This window comes from Shimia gijangensis (assembly GCF_900142085.1).
In the GTDB taxonomy this organism is placed as follows: Bacteria; Pseudomonadota; Alphaproteobacteria; order Rhodobacterales; family Rhodobacteraceae; genus Shimia; species Shimia gijangensis.
This window is the reverse complement of the sequence record NZ_FQZQ01000002.1, coordinates 132677-151019: the sequence shown is the minus strand read 5'-3', so window position 1 is coordinate 151019 and position 18343 is coordinate 132677. Positions and strand designations below refer to the sequence as shown.

Genomic DNA, 18343 nt, shown 5'->3' with positions numbered 1-18343 from the left:
TCCGGCCGGGCTGCCAATTCCTGCTGGCAGGCGCAAATCACCTTGTCGGTCCCTCGCGAACCTCTACCCTAAGGCGTCTGGAGCAAAGGGCTATCCCAATGATTCGTACGCTGCTGGCATTCTTGTCCCTCTGTCTTCCCGCCTTAGGGTACGCGTCCTGCGACGGTCCTTCACAGTTTGACAGCCTGCCTATCGAAGAGCGCGCGGTACTGCGCGAAAAGGCACACACAGCGCCGTTCTCACAGGGGTTGCTTTGGCAAATTGAAAAGGGCGGGGTCCGGTCCTTTATTGTCGGAACGATGCATCTACCTCACCCTGCCCACGCACGGACCTTGGATGCCCTTGCCCCCCTGATGCATACGACAGAAACGCTGTTTCTAGAATTAAGCACGCCCGACGAAGCCGCCTTTATGAAAGAATTGACGGCAGACTCCTCTTTGTACCTGATTACCGAGGGGCCGAGCCTGATTGACCGGCTTGGAGACGAGATTTGGCAAAAACTGAATCGTGAGTTGAAGGTACGCGGAATTCCAGGTGTAGTCGCCGCTCAATATCAACCTTGGTTTCTGGGTTTGACCTTGTCCGTCGCTCCATGCGCGCTGAAAGCTCTGCAATCGGGTGAACTGGGATTGGACAGGATGGTGGAAAACGCGGCCCTTGAACGCGGCCTGGCCATTCGGTCGCTGGATACGCCCGAAAGCATGATCGCGTTGTTTACCTCAGAATCAATCGAAACCCAAACCGATGATCTCAGAATTGCGATTGATGCAGGCCTTCTCAAAGAAACCAACACCGAAGCCCTGATCAAGCATTACCTCGAAGAAGAAACCCGACTTGCATGGGGATTTTCTGTGCATCAATCCCTGAAAAGAGCACGAGAGAATGGCGTTGTCGGAATGGAAAACCAACTGGCAAAGATGGAGCAGGACATGTTGAACAATCGAAACATTGCCTGGGCCGGTGTTCTTAAGGACGCGTTGTCCCAATCACCCGCCACTGTGGCCGTTGGCGCATTACATCTGCCCGGCAATAATGGCCTTCTTGCGGTACTGAACGACGCGGGCTTCAAGGTGACTCGCTTGGAGTTCGCCGCGGAATAAGCTATCGAACACGTGAATTACTGCAATGCAGCAACAGTACCTAAAGGCATCTCAGACTCCTCGTCGCAGGGCTGCGTGTGGGCGTGACAAGCCAGGCTCTTGCCCCTATAAGGCCCGCAAATTCGACAGCTTTGACTAAGGAACCGCTTTCATGACCACCTTCGTATTTGGCCACAAATCTCCCGATACCGATTCGACTGGCTCTCCCATCATCTGGGCTTGGTATCTGAATGAAGTGAAAGGTGTTGCCGCCGAGCCCAAACTGCTGGGTGAACCCAACACCGAAGCCTTGTTCATGCTGGACCGCTGGAACCTCGACAAACCGGCAATCATTGGCGACGTTGCAGACGATCAGCCGTGCGTCATCGTTGACACCAACAACCCCGCTGAGTTGCCCGCCAATATCAATGGCGCTGACGTTCAGGCCATCATCGACCACCACAAGCTGGTTGGCGGTCTGGAAACCAAAAGCCCGATTGATATCACCATCCGTCCCGTCGCCTGTACCGCCACCATCATGTATGATCTGATCGGTGACGACATGGCCAAAATGCCAAACGCCGTCAAAGGCGCAATGCTGACCTGCATCCTGTCCGACACTCTTGAGTACCGCTCGCCTACAACTACCCAACACGACAAAGACGTTGCCGAAAAGCTGGCCGCTGATCTGGGCGTGAACGTGACTGAGTACGCCAGCGAAATGTTTGCTGCAAAATCCGACGTTTCATCCTTCTCGGATGCCGAGCTGTTGCGCATGGATTCGAAAGAATACACCGTGGATGGCAAAGGTTTCCGCGTCTCGGTTCTGGAAACCACCGCCCCTAAAACCGTGCTGGACCGCAAAGACAGCCTGATGGCGTCGATGGTCGACGTTGCAAACGAGGACGGAGCCGATCAGGTTCTGTTGTTCGTGGTCGACATCCTGAACGAAGAAGCCACGCTGATGGTACCTAACGATCTGGTGAAAACCGTCGCTGAGAAATCATTTGGTGCGACAGTGTCCGGCGATCTGGTGGTTCTGCCCGGCATCATGAGCCGCAAAAAGCAGATCATCCCGAACCTCAAGGTCTGATCTGCCACCGAAACATTGACAAAAGGGCGTCCGCTTGGGCGCCCTTTTTGCTGGCGTCCCCCTATCCTCTTTGCCATACCCACCCCAAAGACAGTGCTTGCAGGACACAACCATGACCCAGATCGTCACGACCCTTTCCGAAGTTTCAGGCCGTTACAAAGCCTTGTTTGTGGATCTCTGGGGATGCGTCCACAACGGCATCACCGCCTTTCCCAACGCGGTGGCGGCCTTGCAAGCCTATCGCCAACGGGGTGGAATTGTTGTGCTGGTCACGAACTCACCCAAACCCCGGGTCGGTGTTGCGGAACAGCTGGAAATATTCAACGTCCCTGCCGACGCCTATGACACGATCGCGACCTCGGGCGACAGCGCTCGGGCGGCAATGTTCACCGGGGCGGTGGGCGAAAAAGTCTACTTCATGGGGGAATGGCGCCGGGATGAAGATTTTTTCAAACCTCTGGATGTCATCCACAACCCTGTCGAAATCACCCGTGTCCCACTGACCGAGGCAGAGGGCATTGTTTGCTGCGGGCCATTTGACCCGATGGCTGATCCGTCGGTAAACCGCGCGGATTTCCTTTATGCCAAGCAAAAAGGTCTGAAGCTGCTTTGCGCCAACCCCGACATCGTCGTCGATCGCGGTGAGAACCGAGAGTGGTGTGCTGGGTCCTTGGCCAAACTGTATACTGAAATGGGCGGCGAGAGCCTTTATTTCGGAAAGCCCTACCCTCCCATCTATGATCTGGCGCGCCGACGGTTGGCCGCGATTGACCCAAATATCGCTGATTCTGCGATTCTGGCCATTGGAGACGGGGTTCTGACGGACATTGCTGGCGCCATGGGAGAGGACATTGATTCTTTGTTTATCTCTGGTGGCCTTGCAGCATCAGAAACAAAAACCGCACATCAACCGGATCCAGAGGCTCTAAGCTCTTATCTTTCCAAAGAAAATTCGTCCCCTACCTTCTCAATTGGCCAATTGCGCTGATACGATTAGGGCTTGATTTTCTGCGCTTGCAAAGTAATAAAGTTGCGAAACCGCCCGTCAGGGTGTCGTATTATTACTCAACCAGCGCATACCGGAGGGTGGAATGTTGGATAACCTGCCACGCGGAACAATCTGCATCGAAGACATCGAGATGGGCATGTCTCGCCATTTGCGCAAGGTGGTGACGGATGAAGATATCCGCATGTTTGCCACGGTCTCAACGGACCACAACCCGGTGCATATGGATGACGATTACGCCAATGACACCATTTTTCAAGGTCGTATCGCGCATGGTATGCTGACGGCTGGGTTGATCTCGGCAGTGATTGGCGAACAGCTTCCGGGTCATGGCACGGTCTATATGGGCCAAACTCTGAAATTCCTCGCGCCGGTCCGTCCCGGTGACACGGTTTACGCTGAGGTTAAAGTCGTCGACATCGATCACTCAAAACGCCGCGTTAAGCTCGATTGTCACTGTGCGGTCGATGGCAAAAAGGTCTTGATCGGCGAAGCCACTGTTCTGGCACCGTCACGCAAATTCGACTGATCTCACCTTATCAGAATTGCGAAAAGGCCGCCAAATGGCGGCCTTTTGTTTTGATGGCACACTGTCAGAACTTTCCATTCTCATGCGCCATCTCAGCAGGGATAGCGGAAATCGTGTCACAATGTTCGACAATATTGCCGTCCTGCACCCGGAGCAGATCAAAGAAGGCCGTTGGCGCGCGCCATCACCCCTTCTGCGCCTGCTAAAACTTGAACCCGTTGGGCATCTGTCGCACGCGGCCTATCCCGGTCTGCAAATTGCTGTGTCCTACATCTTAACTGAACAAGGCTTGTTCTGCTCAGGGCTCTAATACCACTCGTAATCTGGGTCGCGCAAAGCTTTGACGCGGCAAAAGCTTCAGGCGATGCACAAGACCCGGTCTGACACACTTGCACCCGCCTGCGCTTGGGGCTAACCCTGCGTCCATGCGGATCATTCGAGATTATCAATACGTGGATACCAAGGACCGGGGCGCCAGCGCCGTGATTGGCAATTTCGACGGTGTCCATCTAGGGCACCAATCGGTGATTGATCTAGCCCGCGAGGCCGGTGGCAACGCTCCTCTTGGGATCGTGACTTTTGAACCGCACCCCCGTGAATTCTTTGCGCCCGATGCCCCCCCCTTTCGGCTGTCCAGCTCGGAAACCCGGGCCCATCGATTGGAAAAATTGGGCGTTGAACGCCTTTATGAACTGCCGTTCAACGCAACGTTGTCTGCACTATCCCCCGAAGAATTTGCCCGCGATGTCATCAAAGATGGGCTCGGGCTTTCGCACATAGTCATCGGAGCCGACTTTTGTTTCGGCAAGGGCCGGGTTGGCACCGCCGAAGACCTCAAAAAATTTGGAGATGAAATGGGGTTTGGTGTCTCCATCGCTCCATTGGTTAAAGGCGGCGATCAACAGGTGTCTTCTACCGCAATCCGCAACGCCCTTAGCGAGGGCCAGCCGCGCGATGCAGCGGCAATGCTAGGCCATTGGCACCGGGTGGACGGACCAGTGATTGGCGGCGACCAACGTGGTCGCGATCTGGGCTTCCCGACCGCCAACATGTCCATCGACGGGCTGCACCCACCCAAATTTGGTGTCTACGCGGTGTTGGTCGACGTCCTCGAGGGGCCTCACCAAGGCAGTTATCAGGGGGCCGCCTCGGTCGGCGTGCGCCCAATGTTTGGCGTCAACAAAGCCAATATTGAAACCTTCATCTTTGACTTTTCCGGCGATCTTTATGGTACGGAGCTTTCCATCGCTTTGGTCGAATTCTTGCGCCCTGAGTGGAAATTCGATGGCCTTGAGGAATTGATTGCACAGATTGACGCCGACTGTGCCCAATGCCGCACCATTCTGGAGGACCTATGAGTCCTCGTGATCCTATTGAGCGCAAAGGCTTTGCATCCCGGTTTTGGGAAAAGAAAGCGCTGACAAATCTAAATCCTCAAGAGTGGGAAGCTTTGTGTGATGGATGTGGCAAATGTTGTCTGAATAAACTGGAAGACGGTGACACCGGCGAAGTTGCTTTAACTCGCGTGGCCTGCCGCATGCTGGACGACGAAAACTGTCGCTGCTCGCAATATGATATTCGCCATCAGTTCGTGCCGGAATGCATTGTTCTGAAGCCCTCAAACATCGATAGCCACGCTTATTGGATGCCACAAACCTGTGCCTACCGCCTGTTGTGGGAGGGCAAGCCTCTGTTTGACTGGCATCCGCTGATTTCCGGCACACCGCAGTCGGTGCATGACGTCGGCGTTTCGGTTCAGGGCTGGACAGTCTCCGAATTTGAAACCCCTGAAGATGAGTGGGAAGACCACATTATTGAGGAACCCGTTTAATGTTTTTTGCTTCTGACAATTCCGGCCCGGTGCACGGCGCCATCATGGATGCGCTGGCGCAGGCCAACCAAGGTTATGCCATGGCCTATGGGGCGGACGCCATCATGGACAATGTGCGTGACCAAATTCGCACTGCCTTTGAAGCACCCGAAGCTGCGGTTTTTCTGGTCGCTACTGGCACGGCGGCCAATTCTCTTGCTCTGGCCAGCCATTGCCAACCCTACGAGACCGTCTTTTGCTCTCCTGTGTCCCATATCCACGAAGACGAATGCAACGCGCCAGAGTTCTACACAGGCGGCGCTAAGCTCACGCTTGTTGGGCACAGTGACAAAATGACTCCGGAAGACCTACGCAGCGCTGTCGCCAAGGAAGAAACCCGTGGCGTACATGGCCCCCAGCGCGGCCCAGTGTCTATCACTCAAGTCACTGAGCGCGGAACTATCTACTCACTGGATGAATTAAAGGCCCTCACCACAGTTGCCAAAGAATTTGACTTGCCGATTCATCTGGACGGTGCGCGCTTTGCCAACGCATTGGTGGTCTTGGGCTGCACACCAGCAGAAATGACCTGGAAAGCCGGTATCGACGTGGTCAGCTTTGGCGGCACCAAAAACGGCTGTATGGGCGTTGAGGCCGTGATCTTGTTTGACCCTAAGAAAGCTTGGGAGTTTGAGCTTCGCCGCAAACGCGGGGCGCACCTTTTCTCTAAACACCGTTACCTTTCAGCCCAGATGAATGCCTATCTAAACGATGATCTCTGGCTCACCAGCGCAAAGCAGGCCAATGCCAACTGCGCGCGTCTGATCAAAGGTTTACGCGCGATTGACGGCGTGAGTTTTGTTCACGAACCTCAGGCCAACATCATCTTCTGCGCCTTCCCGCGATCTGCCCATCAGCGCCTGCACGACGCGGGCGCGCAGTATCATGTCTGGTCCGGCTCTCTTGAGGGTGAAAACCCGGATGAACTCCTCCAGGCCCGACTGGTCTGTGATTGGTCGATCAACGCGGCCGACATCGACCGCTTCGTCGCGCTTGTCAAAGGCTGACCCCCAACTTCGCATTTTCAAAAAGAGACCGAGGTTCACCTTGTCTTTGCGCCGCACAGGCAAGGTGAGGAGTAGCGCCTCTACCCTGCCACTGTGGCCTCAGCCAAAGTTCTGCGGATTTCATCTGCCACCAAATGCGGATGCGTGATTGGTCCCATATGTGCCAATCCGTCAAAAGTCACCCGTCGCGCATTTCCAAGTCGACGGGCGATACCATCCTGAACCACCTTCATCAGGGAAGGCGACTGGGCGCCATCCATCACCACAGCTGGCACCGACACCGCTTGCAGACGTGGGATCAAACCCCGATTGTCCTGATCAATTGCCGGGCGACTGCTACCAATGAACCCAATCCGGCGTGCTGATCCTTTTCGCAATTCCCGGGGCAGATCGGCCCATCGACGGCCATCCCCCCAAACCCGCATAAATAGTCGCGCGGCCGCTTCGGCATCTCCCTTGGTCAGTTCCGCGTCAATCTCAGCCATGAGACCCTCGTTCCAGGCGGCTTCGTCTGGATTATCAAGGCTGGACACTGCCATCAAAACCGGTTCAAACAACGACAGGCTACGCACTTTCTCGGGGTGCTCAATCGCAAGGCGCAGCGCCACGACGCCGCCATAGCTGTGCCCAATTAGATCAACAGGCTCGCCCAGAAAAGGCAAAACCGCCTCGACCACGGCATCCGTCAAATCCCCCTGCCCGTCCCAGTCCGGGCTTTGCCCGTGCCCCGGTAAATCCACTGCGGTGATCGTAAGGTCCCTATCAAGAACCGAAGCCAGCTGTTTCCACGCACCGGAATGAGCCAGCGAGCAATGTAAAGCCACAGCCTTGCGCGCGCCCTGTCCATACTGCCGGGAAAACAGCTTCACCTTACAAATTGCCTGCCAAATGCAAATCTATATCCTCCAGGCGATCCTGCCCCCAGAAACGCTCGGTGCCGTCCACAACATAAAACGGCGCACCAAAGGCGCCTGCTGCAACCGCTTCTTCCAAATTACGTTCATAGGTTTCGGCACCTGTAAACAGGCCCGTATCAGCCAGCGATGGGTCAAACCCTGCCCCTTCCAGACAGGCTTTGATCACGTCGTCTTGTGCAATGTCTTTGTTTTCAACCCAAACAGCCCGCATTAGAGATTGGATCAACCCGCCAAGTTCGCCACCGCCGGCATTTTGAGCCGCAATCACCGCATATGAGGATGGCGCCATATTGGTCGGCCAGTGTGCGGGCTGAAGGTTGAACTCCATGCCCAGTTTCTTGGCCTGACGCACCAATTCCTGCGCCCGGTATTCCTGACGCGAAACATGGCGATCTTTCGGAGACGTTCCGCCAGTGCGCGCAAACTGGGCCATAATATCCAGTGGCTTGTAGGTGATTGTCGCCCCATGTTTGGCAGCTATTTCCTCGAGACGGCCGCCAGCCAGATAGGCATAGGGCGAAATCGTCGAAAAATAGTAATCAATATGTGCCATTTGGTCTCTCCTCGCGCAAGCATCACTTTGCCGGACGTTAGGGCCATGTTAAGCGGTATGCAATGTCACGAATCTGTCATCTGCCGACACCGGACAATGCACCTGGGGACCACGTTCATGCCGACCATTCTCGAACCTAAACTGATCACGGGCACTTCCAACATTCCGTTGGCCACTGCCATCACACGTCGCATGTCTATGCATCGCGGCAAACCTATCGGATTGGTAGACGCCCGAGTTGAGCGCTTCAACGATCAGGAAATTTTCGTCGAAGTCTATGAAAACGTCCGTGGCGAAGACATGTTCATCATTCAGCCGACGTCAAACCCGGCCAATGACAACCTGATGGAGTTGTTGATTATGGCTGACGCGCTGCGCCGCTCTTCGGCCGCGCGCATCACCGCCATCATCCCTTATTTTGGCTATGCCCGGCAGGATCGTCGTACTAAAGCGCGGACACCCATTACGTCCAAACTGGTTGCCAATATGATCGTCGAATCTGGCATTGAACGGGTTCTGACCATGGACTTACACGCCGCACAGATCCAGGGCTTTTTCGACATCCCCGTAGACAACCTCTATGCCTCGCCCATTTTTGCGCTGGATATTCTGCATCACTTCAAAGGCGAAGACATGAAAGACGTGATGGTCATTTCGCCGGATGTCGGCGGCGTTGCTCGCGCACGCGAACTGGCCAAACGGATTAATGCCCCGTTGGCAATCGTCGACAAACGTCGCGAAAAGCCCGGTGAAATCGCGGAAATGACTGTGATCGGAAACGTTTCAGGCAAGAAATGCATCATCGTCGACGACATTTGCGACACGGCTGGCACGCTTTGCAAAGCGGCCGAAGTGTTGATGGAGCATGGTGCAACCGAAGTACACTCATACATCACACATGGCGTGCTGTCTGGTCCTGCTGTTGAGCGGATCACCAACTCGGTAATGAAATCTCTGGTCATCACTGACTCGATCGAGCCGACCGAACCCGTCGCCGCTGCGAAAAACATCCGCATTGTGCCCACGGCGCCGATGTTTGCGCAGGCAATCCTGAATATCTGGAACGGCACCAGTGTATCGTCTTTGTTTGAGACCGAAACACTCGAGCCTGCCTACGAAGGCCTATTCCACGGCTAACAGACGTGACTTTACACAGCAAATTCCGGGGCGCTCTTTTCAGGAGCGCCCTTTTTTGTTTTTCACGATCTTCAAGCTATTTGTAACGGTTGACCATGCACATTAGCATTCAGGAAAACGATGAGGACCGCACAATGACTCCGACAAGGTTCACAGCGACCACTGTCGCCGCCCTGCTTTTGGCCACCTCGCTACATGCTGAAACAACGCCGCCAAAGCTGATTGTTCAGATAACAGTAGACGGGTTGCGCGCCGATTTGTTGTCGCGCTATGAGGCCAGCTTTGTGGAAGGTGGCTTTCGACGGTTGATGGAACAGGGGGTGTGGTACACCAACGCCCACCACCAACATGCCAATACAGAAACCATTGTTGGCCATGCGACCCTGTCCACGGGTGCGCACCCGTCTGCTCACGGCATGATTGGCAATGCCTGGATGGATCGCGGGTCGGGCAAGCTGGCTTATAACATCGAAGACCAAGACTACCCTATGCTACCTGTCGCCGGCATGGAGGGTGATGGTGATCAGGTTGATCCTTCGCAAGACCTTGCCAGCAGCGATGGCCGTTCACCAAGAAACCTTCTGTCGACAACCTTTGCGGACGAGTTGGTCAAGAGTACCAATGGTCGTGCCAAGGTTTTTGGCATCTCGAGCAAGGACCGTTCAGCAGTTGCCATGGCGGGGCATGCGGGCAAAGCGTTCTGGATGTCGACCAGCACCGGCGCCTATGAATCCAGCGAATACTATTATGAAGCCTATCCCAAGTGGGTGCTAGACTGGAACGCAAAGCGTCCTGCAGATGTAGCTATCGGGACAGATTGGGCGCTGTCATCACCTCTTGATAGCTACTTGTTGGCTGAGAATGATGACCGACCCTATGAAGTTGACCTTAAAGGCTATGGCCGCACCTTTCCACATTCTTACGAGGCGCCCAAAGATGGATTGTATTATACCCAAGTCGTCGTTTCACCATTGGGCGATCAGCTAACGGCTGACTTTGCCAAAGCGGCCATTCTGAATGAAGGTCTGGGCCATGATGACACAACAGATTATCTGAGCGTCAGCTTTTCAGGTGTCGATGCAGTGAACCACTTTTTTGGGCCTTCGAGCCTTGAAAACGAAGAGGTTACGCGATCTTTGGACGCCGTGCTGGAACAATTCTTTGAGTTTGTTGATCTAACCGTCGGAGCGGAAAATGTGGTCTACGTTCTTTCCGCAGATCACGGCATGCCGGAACTGCCCGAGTTCGTCGGGCAACGCGGTTTCAAAGCCGAGCGTATGTTCGCCGAGGATTTGCAGGATGATCTGAATGCGTTACTGCTAAACACTTTTGGTATCGATAATGCGGTTAAGTACTTTTTCCGCCCCTACATCTATCTGGACCATGACGCCATACGCGAAGCAGCAGTAGACAAACGTGACGTTGAAAGGTTGATTGTGGATACGCTGACGGATCGCAGTGGTATTGCTGTCGCTATGCCCATTCCGCCGTTTGCCGATCAGGTCGGACACCCCCTCGAGGTCGCTATCCGCAACAACTACAATCAACAAAGATCCGGTGACATTTACGTCGCCCAGTCACCCTATGCCTTTCTCGTTAACAAAAGCACTCTGGCAGCGATGCATGGCTCACCATGGGCTTACGACACCCATGTCCCAATGATCTTTGCGGGCCCTGACATTACTCCACGGAAAATATCGCGCAGTGTTGCGACAACGGATGTAGCCGTAACGCTGAGCACCATGCTTGGCATCACCCTGCCAAGTGCTGCATCAGGAAACGCTCTGGAGGAAGTATTACGCTAAAAAATAGGGCTGACGCCTATCCGATGTCCCAATCGTCATCGCTTGAAAGCTCACCGATTGCCATCCAGTTCATCCGAACCCGGGCAACGCGGCTGTCGCCCCATGTGCGAAAAACTAGATCAAACGTGTGACGTGTGATGCGTTCAGCGGTGACTTCGACGCGCGTATTATGCGCAGAGTCCATATCAGACAAGCTAAGCCCGACCTGAACGGTCGGCGGTTTAAGATACGTTTCTTTGAAGCGCACTTTCTTACGGCGCTCGCGTGGACCTTTACCGGTCCACATCTCACCACCATCCTCGAAATCCGAGAACAAGAGCACATCACCCTGATCAATTCCTATGAGGTGGTTTTTGAGCCGCTTCATTTTTCCTACCGTCCATAGATGCGCTTAGCGGAGTTTGCGTACATTTTGCAACGAAAATAGGAGAAAAAGGTTGTTTCCAAACGGCACTGGCGCACAATTAACGCGCAAAAGGCCCCGCGAGATGCAGGGCCTTTTACATTTTAGAACAGATGACGATCCTAGACGTTCAGCGCAGCGCGCAGAGCTTCCAGATCGGCCAGAGTCTTGGCAGCTGCATCCTTAGCTTCAGGCGTCGCGTTCGTCGCGGCGTCTGTTGCCAAGGCAATCAGCGTATCCATATCAGCAGCGGTGACTTCCGATACCGGAATTGCTTTTTCAGCCAACACTGAAGTGCCTTCGGCCGAGATTTCAGCAAATCCACCGGTCACCGCATATTGCGAAGACCCATCGGGACCATCAACCGTTAGAACACCCGGGCGCAGTGTGGTGATCGTGGGTGCATGATCTGCCATGGCAGTCATGTCCCCATCCGCGCCAGGGATCTGGATCGCTGTCGCCTTGTGCGAAGCTAGGCTTCGCTCAGGGCTGACAAGATCGAATTGCATCGTGTTTGCCATGTGAGGCCTCCTTAGGCCGCGTCAGCAGCCATTTTCTCGGCTTTTGCGATCACGTCGTCGATGCCGCCAACCATATAGAAGGCGCCTTCGGGCAGGTGATCATATTCGCCAGCCACAACAGCTTTGAACGACGCGATTGTCTCTTCCAGCTGAACCTGAACACCATCAGAGCCAGTGAACACTTTGGCAACGTCGAAAGGTTGCGACAAGAAGCGTTCAATCTTACGAGCACGTGCGACGGCCAGTTTGTCTTCTTCTGACAGTTCGTCCATGCCCAGAATGGCAATGATGTCCTGCAAAGATTTGTAACGCTGCAAGATTTGCTGAACGTCAGACGCCACTTTGTAGTGCTCGTCGCCGATGATCAGCGGATCCAGAAGACGCGAAGTCGAACCCAGTGGGTCTACAGCAGGGTAGATACCCTTTTCTGAAATCGCACGATCCAGAACGGTTGTCGCATCAAGGTGCGCAAACGATGTCGCTGGTGCAGGGTCGGTAAGGTCATCTGCAGGCACGTAAACGGCTTGCACAGACGTAATCGAACCAGCTTTGGTTGATGTAATACGCTCTTGCATGGCACCCATGTCAGTCGCCAGTGTTGGCTGATAGCCCACCGCCGAAGGAATACGACCCAACAGAGCGGAAACTTCCGAACCAGCTTGGGTAAAGCGGAAGATGTTGTCCACGAAGAACAGAACGTCTGCACCGGTTTCGTCACGGAATTGTTCCGCAAGTGTCAGACCCGATAGGGCCACACGCATACGCGCACCGGGAGGCTCGTTCATCTGGCCATAGACCAGCGCAATTTTCGATTCAGGCAGGTTATCAGGAACGATAACACCAGATTCGATCATCTCATGGTACAGGTCGTTGCCTTCACGGGTCCGTTCACCCACACCCGCGAATACAGATACACCAGAGTGCACTTTCGCGATGTTGTTGATGAGTTCCATGATGAGAACAGTTTTGCCAACACCAGCACCACCGAACAAACCAATTTTACCACCTTTTGTGTAAGGCGCCAAAAGATCGATAACTTTAATACCAGTGGTCAGAATTTCAGTCGCGGTGGACTGTTCTTCGAATGCTGGTGCATCGCCGTGAATGGGGCGAGTACCGGTTGCGTCAACCGGACCTTTTTCGTCAACCGGGTCGCCGGTCACGTTCATGATCCGGCCCAAAGTACCTGTTCCGACTGGAACGGCGATTGGGACGCCAGTGTCTTCTACCGACTGTCCGCGAACCAAACCTTCGGTCGCGTCCATCGCGATTGTACGGACGATGTTTTCACCAAGGTGCTGGGCTACTTCCAGAACCAGTTTCTTACCGTTGTTTTCTGTGGTCAGTGCGTTGAGAATTTGTGGCAGATCATCCTCGAACTGCACGTCCACAACGGCGCCAATGACAGCAGTCACTTTGCCTTTTGCGTTTGCCATGTTTCGTCTCCGGTTCTTAGAGCGCTTCAGCGCCCGAGATAATTTCAATAAGCTCGTTGGTGATCACAGCCTGACGCGAGCGGTTATACTGGATGGTCAGTTTGTCGATCATGTCGCCAGCGTTGCGGGTCGCGTTGTCCATTGCAGACATCCGTGAGCCCTGCTCCGACGCACCATTTTCCAGCAGCGCTGCAAAAATCTGAGTAGCGACACCGCGCGGCAGCAGATCAGCCAGAATGGCCTCTTCGCTAGGCTCGTAGTCGTACAAAGTGCTTGCGCCATCGTCTTCGGCTTCGTCAAACGACGCCGGGATGATTTGCTGAGCGGTGGGGATCTGGGTCACAACGTTGACGAACTTCGAAAAGAAGATCGTACAAACATCAAACTCTTCACCGTCAAAGCGGGTTAGCAGATCGCGCGCTATGTCCTGCGCGTTTTCATAACCAACACGTTTCACTTCGGTCAGGTCAACGTGACCCACAAAGTTTTCGCCCAGATCACGTTTGATGCTGTCGCGGCCCTTTTTGCCAACTGTGATAACTTTCACTGTTTTGCCTTGTGCGAGCAACTCCTGAGCTCGTGCACGGCCAAGTTTGGCAATGTTCGAGTTGAAACCGCCACACAGACCGCGTTCCGCCGTCATTATGACCAGAAGATGTACGTCATCTTTGCCCGTACCGCCAAGCAGTTTGGGCGCAGAGGCCGATCCACCAACCGAAGAAGCCAGCCCACCCATCACGGCGTTGAACCGTTCAGTGTAGGGACGTGACTGCTCCGCAGCTTCTTGCGCGCGGCGAAGTTTCGCCGCGGCAACCATTTGCATGGCTTTTGTGATCTTTCGAGTGTTTTTGACACTCTCGATCCTGTTTTTTAGGTCCTTGAGATTTGGCATCTGTCAGACCCCTTACGCGAAATCAGCGGCGTATTCGTCGAGTGCTGCTTTCACTTTATCTGCGGCGTCGCCTTTGATCTTTGGATCTTCGTCTGTGATCCACTGAAGCAAGTCAGCGTGCTTGCCGCGCAGGTGCTGCAGCAGACCAGTTTCAAAACGGCCCACATCCGACACTTCGATTTTATCGAGGTAGCCGTTCACGCCAGCAAAGATAACGCAGACGATTTCCGAGTTGGTCAGCGGCGAGTATTGCGCCTGCTTCATCAGCTCGGTCAAACGTGCACCACGGTTCAGCAGCTGCTGAGTAGCGGCATCAAGATCGGACCCAAACTGAGCAAACGCAGCCATCTCGCGATACTGAGCCAACGACAGTTTCACCGGACCAGCCACCGACGACATCGCAGATGTCTGAGCCGAAGAGCCAACGCGCGACACCGACAGACCGGTGTTCACAGCAGGACGAATACCTTGGTAGAACAATTCGGTTTCCAGGAATATCTGGCCGTCGGTGATCGAAATCACGTTGGTTGGAATAAACGCGGAAACGTCACCACCTTGGGTTTCGATCACTGGCAGCGCTGTCAGCGAGCCTGCACCGTAATCTTCGTTCAGCTTGGCCGAACGCTCCAGAAGGCGCGAGTGGAGATAGAAAACGTCACCAGGATATGCTTCACGTCCGGGTGGACGACGCAACAACAGAGACATTTGACGATAAGACACAGCTTGCTTCGACAAATCATCATAGATGATCAAAGCGTGGCGGCCGTTGTCGCGGAAGAATTCTGCCATCGCGGTCGCGGCGTATGGTGCCAGGAACTGCATTGGGGCTGGCTCGGAAGCGGTCGCAGCAACAACGATCGAGTATTCGATGGCGCCAGATTCTTCGAGCTTTTTAACCAACTGAGCAACGGTCGAACGCTTTTGACCGATCGCAACGTACACACAGTACAGTTTCTTGCTCTCGTCGTCGCCAGCGGCTTCGTTGTAGGATTTCTGGTTCAGGATCGCGTCCAAAGCCACAGCGGTTTTACCGGTTTGACGGTCACCAATGATCAGCTCGCGCTGGCCACGGCCAATCGGGATCATCGCGTCAACTGATTTGAGGCCGGTTGCCATCGGTTCGTGAACCGATTTACGCGGGATGATGCCCGGTGCTTTCACGTCGGCGACACCGCGCTCGGTGGACTCGATAGGGCCTTTGCCGTCAATCGGGTTACCCAAGCCGTCCACAACGCGACCCAGCAGACCGTTGCCAATTGGCACATCCACGATCGAGTTGGTGCGCTTGACTGTGTCACCTTCTTTAATGTCGCGGTCAGACCCAAAGATAACAACACCCACGTTGTCGGCTTCGAGGTTCAGGGCCATGCCCTGGATACCACCAGGAAATTCGACCATTTCACCGGCTTGTACATTGTCCAGACCGTAGACGCGCGCGATACCGTCACCGACGCTAAGCACACGGCCAACCTCGGCCACTTCGGCGTCTTGGCCAAAGTTCTTGATCTGGTCCTTAAGGATCGCAGAAATTTCGGCTGCTTGGATACCCATTATCCGACCTCTTTCATTGCATTCTGGAGGGAAGAGAGCTTGGAGGCGATCGACGTATCGATCATCTTCGAGCCCACCTTAACGACAAGACCGCCGATGAGGGATTCATCAACGGTCGCATTGATTATGACATCTTTACCCACGCGGGCCGTCAATGTCTTTGAAAGCTTTTCGCTCTGAGTCTTGGTCAGGGCTTTGGCGGAAACCACATCTGCGGTGACCTCGCCCTTCTCTTCAGCGATCATTGCACGCAGCTGAACAACCAGCTGCGGCAGAACAAACAGGCGGCGCTTCTCAGCCATCAGGCTAAGAGTATTCTTCAGTATCACCTGAAGGCCCATTTTGTCTGCGATACCCGCAATGGCCTTTCCCTGAACTTCGCGGGTATAGACCGGCGAAGTAATCAGGTCGCGCAAATCTGCGCTGTCGGCCAGTGCGGAACTCAGGTCATCAAGACCACCTTCCAGATCGGAAAGCGTCTTGGTCTCTTTTGCGATCTCAAAGACCGCAGTGGCATAGCGTTCAGCAATGCCGGAGGAGATCGAAGCTGGTTCGGACACGTCCACCCTTCCGCGTTTTGGTCCCAAATTCGGCATACCATTGTATGCATCCATCAGGGACGTTTCATCGCCCCGCCGAAACGGAGCAGTAAAATCCGGTGTGGATGTAACAGAGGGAAGGCCACCTAGCAACATAGTTTGAACTTTTCCTCAAACTCTGAAAACCCCTTATTTCTAAGGTGTTGACGCAGGTGCGACCCTTTGCCTGCGATAGGGGCAGAAAAAAATGCCTGTGAAATCCATCATTTTCGCGATTCCCGGCTTGGAATCCGACACTAAAGGTGGCCCAATCGACCGGCTGATCGATCCAGTTCAGGCGCAAATGAATGGTTTTAGAAGATGGCTGGAAACTGCTTTCAGGTCGAACAGACAAAGCGAAATCATACCGGTGCGACTCCCGGCTTTGGAGCCAATACTCCCAACGGCTTCTTCACTGCGTCCCGCAAACCCGGCCCAGTTGGTGCATGTACGCGTTTGCTGGCCTCGACCATCAGGACGCCTCCAGCCATCACCGGTGATACAGTCTTACCGATACTTTCCCAGAACTGCCCGGTTTTGCGCCAAAACCGTTTGTGCGATGGCGGCTGAAACAACGTGGTGCGGTGGCGCTCTGGCATGAACCCGTGTTTACGCAACTGCGCCTCAAGTTGCCCTGTTGTGTAAGGGCGACCATACCCAAACGGGGTTTTATCGCTACTGGCCCACATGCCGGCGCGATGCGGCACTACAAACAACGCCCGGCCGCCCGGTCCAAGTGCGCGAAAAGCCTCGTCCAGCAAATCCGCCGGACGCTCGCAAGTCTCAAGCCCATGCATCATCACCAGTCGGTCTACACGTCCGGTTTCCAACGGCCAGATGGTCTCTTCGCTGAGCACCGAAACATTCGCCATCCCCGCAGGCCAGGGCATCACCCCTTGAGGCGCAGGCATCAGGCCGATCACACGGCGGGCTTCGGCCAGATAAGGGCGTAACAAGGGCACCGCAAAACCGTAACCCACGACAGTTTGCCCCTTGGCTTCGGGCCAGAGTTCCAGCATTTCGTTACGGACAGCCCTCTGAGCCGCGCGCCCCAAAGTGCTGCGATAATAGAAGTTTCGTAAATCCTGCACATCAAGATGCATTGCAACCGCCCGTATGATCGGCAAAGCTGATCCCAACATAACAACGAAAAAGCAAAAATCCATGCCTCTTGAGATCATCACCCTGCCCTGCCTGTCGGACAACTACAGTTTTCTCATTCACGATGGCGCCAGCGGCGAAACGGCGGTTGTCGATGTTCCTGAGGCCAGCGTGATTTCCGCCGCACTACAGCAAAGAGGCTGGACCCTTAGTCACGTCTTTCTGACACATCATCACTGGGACCATATTGATGGGCTCGGTGACCTTCTGGCAAACCATCCTGCGCAAGTGGTTGGCGCCAAGGCTGATGCCCACAGGCTGCCTCCGTTGGACCTCGAAGTGTCGGAGGGCGATCGTTTCTTCCTTGGAGGTGAAATCGTCGAAGTTCTGGACGTCTCAGGGCATACTGTCGGGCATATCGCGTTTTACCTTCCGGAAACTGGCGCAGTCTTCACTGCCGATAGCCTGATGGCCTTGGGCTGTGGACGCCTGTTTGAAGGCGACCCGGACATGATGTGGACCAGCCTTTCCAAACTTGCGGCCCTTCCTGCGAACACAATCGTATGTTCCGGCCATGAATACACCGAAGCCAATGCGCGGTTTGCTGTGACCATAGATCCGGACAATTCCGCCTTGCAAACCCGGATCGAAGATATCGCTGCAGCGCGCGCAGAAGATCGCCCGACTGTACCATCGATTCTGTCCGACGAACTGGCCACAAACCCGTTCTTGCGAGGCGCAGATCCTGCCATCCAGGCCCATCTGAACATGCAAGGCGCAGACCCAGCGCGCGTATTTGAAGAAATTCGCAAGCGCAAAGACAACTTCTAGGAGCTCCTTTTTCTCCAAAATCACACCTAATCCG

General features: G+C 54.5%; 20 protein-coding genes. 11 read left to right on the top strand and 9 right to left on the bottom strand.

Going from position 1 to position 18343, the window contains the following annotated elements:
• The first annotated feature begins 98 nt into the window (after positions 1-98).
• The 8 genes from BUC32_RS02210 to BUC32_RS02175 all read left to right on the top strand — a co-directional run bounded on the left by BUC32_RS02210 (position 99) and on the right by BUC32_RS02175 (position 6584).
• Positions 99-1100: a TraB/GumN family protein gene (locus BUC32_RS02210; RefSeq protein WP_073248948.1), complete on the top strand. Its 1002-nt coding sequence runs from the start codon at positions 99-101 to the stop codon at positions 1098-1100.
• A gap of 151 nt (positions 1101-1251) precedes the next feature.
• Positions 1252-2172, top strand: a complete 921-nt coding sequence (locus tag BUC32_RS02205; protein ID WP_073248946.1) for a manganese-dependent inorganic pyrophosphatase — start codon at positions 1252-1254, stop codon at positions 2170-2172.
• Between the two features lie 112 nt (positions 2173-2284).
• Positions 2285-3160 carry a TIGR01459 family HAD-type hydrolase gene (locus BUC32_RS02200; RefSeq protein ID WP_073249240.1) on the top strand — a complete coding sequence of 292 codons (876 nt, stop codon included), beginning with the start codon at positions 2285-2287 and terminating at the stop codon, positions 3158-3160.
• Positions 3161-3263: 103 nt separating this feature from the next.
• Positions 3264-3707 carry a MaoC family dehydratase gene (locus BUC32_RS02195; RefSeq protein ID WP_073248944.1) on the top strand — a complete coding sequence of 148 codons (444 nt, stop codon included), beginning with the start codon at positions 3264-3266 and terminating at the stop codon, positions 3705-3707.
• A 121-nt stretch (positions 3708-3828) separates the two neighbouring features.
• On the top strand, positions 3829-4017 hold the full coding sequence (locus BUC32_RS02190; RefSeq protein WP_073248942.1) for a hypothetical protein: 189 nt from the start codon (positions 3829-3831) through the stop codon (positions 4015-4017).
• Positions 4018-4132: 115 nt separating this feature from the next.
• On the top strand, positions 4133-5065 hold the full coding sequence (locus tag BUC32_RS02185) for a bifunctional riboflavin kinase/FAD synthetase (RefSeq protein WP_073248941.1): 933 nt from the start codon (positions 4133-4135) through the stop codon (positions 5063-5065).
• Positions 5062-5538 (top strand): YcgN family cysteine cluster protein, encoded by a 477-nt coding sequence (locus BUC32_RS02180; protein ID WP_073248940.1) that lies wholly within the window; start codon positions 5062-5064, stop codon positions 5536-5538. Before BUC32_RS02185 ends, BUC32_RS02180 begins: the two co-directional genes overlap by 4 nt.
• Complete coding sequence (locus tag BUC32_RS02175) at positions 5538-6584, top strand: threonine aldolase family protein (protein ID WP_073248939.1); 1047 nt, start codon at positions 5538-5540, stop codon at positions 6582-6584. Before BUC32_RS02180 ends, BUC32_RS02175 begins: the two co-directional genes overlap by 1 nt.
• Before the next feature lie 80 nt (positions 6585-6664).
• On the opposite strand, the gene BUC32_RS02170 is transcribed toward BUC32_RS02175, so the two are convergent.
• On the bottom strand, positions 6665-7453 hold the full coding sequence (locus BUC32_RS02170) for an alpha/beta fold hydrolase (RefSeq protein WP_073248938.1): 789 nt from the start codon (positions 7451-7453) through the stop codon (positions 6665-6667).
• Position 7454: 1 nt separating this feature from the next.
• Positions 7455-8054: a 2-hydroxychromene-2-carboxylate isomerase gene (locus BUC32_RS02165; protein WP_073248936.1), complete on the bottom strand. Its 600-nt coding sequence runs from the start codon at positions 8052-8054 to the stop codon at positions 7455-7457.
• Between the two features lie 117 nt (positions 8055-8171).
• Between BUC32_RS02165 and BUC32_RS02160 the strand changes: the two genes are divergently transcribed.
• Complete coding sequence (locus tag BUC32_RS02160; protein ID WP_073249238.1) at positions 8172-9191, top strand: ribose-phosphate pyrophosphokinase; 1020 nt, start codon at positions 8172-8174, stop codon at positions 9189-9191.
• Positions 9192-9325: 134 nt separating this feature from the next.
• Positions 9326-10996, top strand: coding sequence for an alkaline phosphatase family protein (locus BUC32_RS02155; RefSeq protein WP_073249236.1), 1671 nt, complete (start codon positions 9326-9328; stop codon positions 10994-10996).
• A gap of 16 nt (positions 10997-11012) precedes the next feature.
• Here the strand turns inward: BUC32_RS02155 and BUC32_RS02150 are convergent, their stop codons facing one another.
• From BUC32_RS02150 to BUC32_RS02120, 7 genes are all read right to left on the bottom strand, one after another.
• On the bottom strand, positions 11013-11363 hold the full coding sequence (locus tag BUC32_RS02150) for an H-type lectin domain-containing protein (protein WP_073248934.1): 351 nt from the start codon (positions 11361-11363) through the stop codon (positions 11013-11015).
• A 158-nt stretch (positions 11364-11521) separates the two neighbouring features.
• Positions 11522-11920 (bottom strand): F0F1 ATP synthase subunit epsilon, encoded by a 399-nt coding sequence (locus tag BUC32_RS02145; RefSeq protein ID WP_073248932.1) that lies wholly within the window; start codon positions 11918-11920, stop codon positions 11522-11524.
• Positions 11921-11931: 11 nt separating this feature from the next.
• Complete coding sequence (atpD, locus tag BUC32_RS02140; protein ID WP_073248930.1) at positions 11932-13356, bottom strand: F0F1 ATP synthase subunit beta; 1425 nt, start codon at positions 13354-13356, stop codon at positions 11932-11934.
• 16 nt (positions 13357-13372) lie between these two features.
• Positions 13373-14248, bottom strand: a complete 876-nt coding sequence (locus BUC32_RS02135) for a F0F1 ATP synthase subunit gamma (protein ID WP_073248928.1) — start codon at positions 14246-14248, stop codon at positions 13373-13375.
• Between the two features lie 12 nt (positions 14249-14260).
• Positions 14261-15799 carry a F0F1 ATP synthase subunit alpha gene (gene atpA / locus BUC32_RS02130; RefSeq protein WP_073248926.1) on the bottom strand — a complete coding sequence of 513 codons (1539 nt, stop codon included), beginning with the start codon at positions 15797-15799 and terminating at the stop codon, positions 14261-14263.
• Positions 15799-16359, bottom strand: a complete 561-nt coding sequence (locus tag BUC32_RS02125) for a F0F1 ATP synthase subunit delta (protein WP_073249233.1) — start codon at positions 16357-16359, stop codon at positions 15799-15801. The genes atpA and BUC32_RS02125 overlap by 1 nt, the downstream gene beginning before the upstream one ends.
• Before the next feature lie 380 nt (positions 16360-16739).
• Entirely contained in the window at positions 16740-17480 is a 741-nt protein-coding gene (locus tag BUC32_RS02120; protein WP_073248924.1) for a class I SAM-dependent methyltransferase, read from the bottom strand.
• Between the two features lie 61 nt (positions 17481-17541).
• On the opposite strand from BUC32_RS02120, the gene gloB reads away from it, so the two are divergent.
• The gene (gene gloB / locus BUC32_RS02115) at positions 17542-18309 is read left to right on the top strand and encodes a hydroxyacylglutathione hydrolase (RefSeq protein WP_083599227.1); all 768 of its coding nucleotides are present in this window, start codon (positions 17542-17544) and stop codon (positions 18307-18309) included.
• Positions 18310-18343 lie beyond the last annotated feature (34 nt).

Coding starts and splice junctions, on each gene's coding strand:
- BUC32_RS02160 (WP_073249238.1), top strand. CDS start 8,172: ATGCCGACCATTCTCGAACCTAAACTGATCACGGGCACTTCCAACATT.
- atpD (WP_073248930.1), bottom strand. CDS start 13,356: ATGGCAAACGCAAAAGGCAAAGTGACTGCTGTCATTGGCGCCGTTGTG.
- BUC32_RS02200 (WP_073249240.1), top strand. CDS start 2,285: ATGACCCAGATCGTCACGACCCTTTCCGAAGTTTCAGGCCGTTACAAA.
- BUC32_RS02190 (WP_073248942.1), top strand. CDS start 3,829: ATGTTCGACAATATTGCCGTCCTGCACCCGGAGCAGATCAAAGAAGGC.
- BUC32_RS02195 (WP_073248944.1), top strand. CDS start 3,264: ATGTTGGATAACCTGCCACGCGGAACAATCTGCATCGAAGACATCGAG.
- BUC32_RS02135 (WP_073248928.1), bottom strand. CDS start 14,248: ATGCCAAATCTCAAGGACCTAAAAAACAGGATCGAGAGTGTCAAAAAC.
- BUC32_RS02205 (WP_073248946.1), top strand. CDS start 1,252: ATGACCACCTTCGTATTTGGCCACAAATCTCCCGATACCGATTCGACT.
- BUC32_RS02120 (WP_073248924.1), bottom strand. CDS start 17,480: ATGCATCTTGATGTGCAGGATTTACGAAACTTCTATTATCGCAGCACT.
- atpA (WP_073248926.1), bottom strand. CDS start 15,799: ATGGGTATCCAAGCAGCCGAAATTTCTGCGATCCTTAAGGACCAGATC.
- BUC32_RS02145 (WP_073248932.1), bottom strand. CDS start 11,920: ATGGCAAACACGATGCAATTCGATCTTGTCAGCCCTGAGCGAAGCCTA.
- BUC32_RS02180 (WP_073248940.1), top strand. CDS start 5,062: ATGAGTCCTCGTGATCCTATTGAGCGCAAAGGCTTTGCATCCCGGTTT.
- BUC32_RS02165 (WP_073248936.1), bottom strand. CDS start 8,054: ATGGCACATATTGATTACTATTTTTCGACGATTTCGCCCTATGCCTAT.
- gloB (WP_083599227.1), top strand. CDS start 17,542: ATGCCTCTTGAGATCATCACCCTGCCCTGCCTGTCGGACAACTACAGT.
- BUC32_RS02155 (WP_073249236.1), top strand. CDS start 9,326: ATGACTCCGACAAGGTTCACAGCGACCACTGTCGCCGCCCTGCTTTTG.
- BUC32_RS02210 (WP_073248948.1), top strand. CDS start 99: ATGATTCGTACGCTGCTGGCATTCTTGTCCCTCTGTCTTCCCGCCTTA.
- BUC32_RS02150 (WP_073248934.1), bottom strand. CDS start 11,363: ATGAAGCGGCTCAAAAACCACCTCATAGGAATTGATCAGGGTGATGTG.
- BUC32_RS02175 (WP_073248939.1), top strand. CDS start 5,538: ATGTTTTTTGCTTCTGACAATTCCGGCCCGGTGCACGGCGCCATCATG.
- BUC32_RS02185 (WP_073248941.1), top strand. CDS start 4,133: ATGCGGATCATTCGAGATTATCAATACGTGGATACCAAGGACCGGGGC.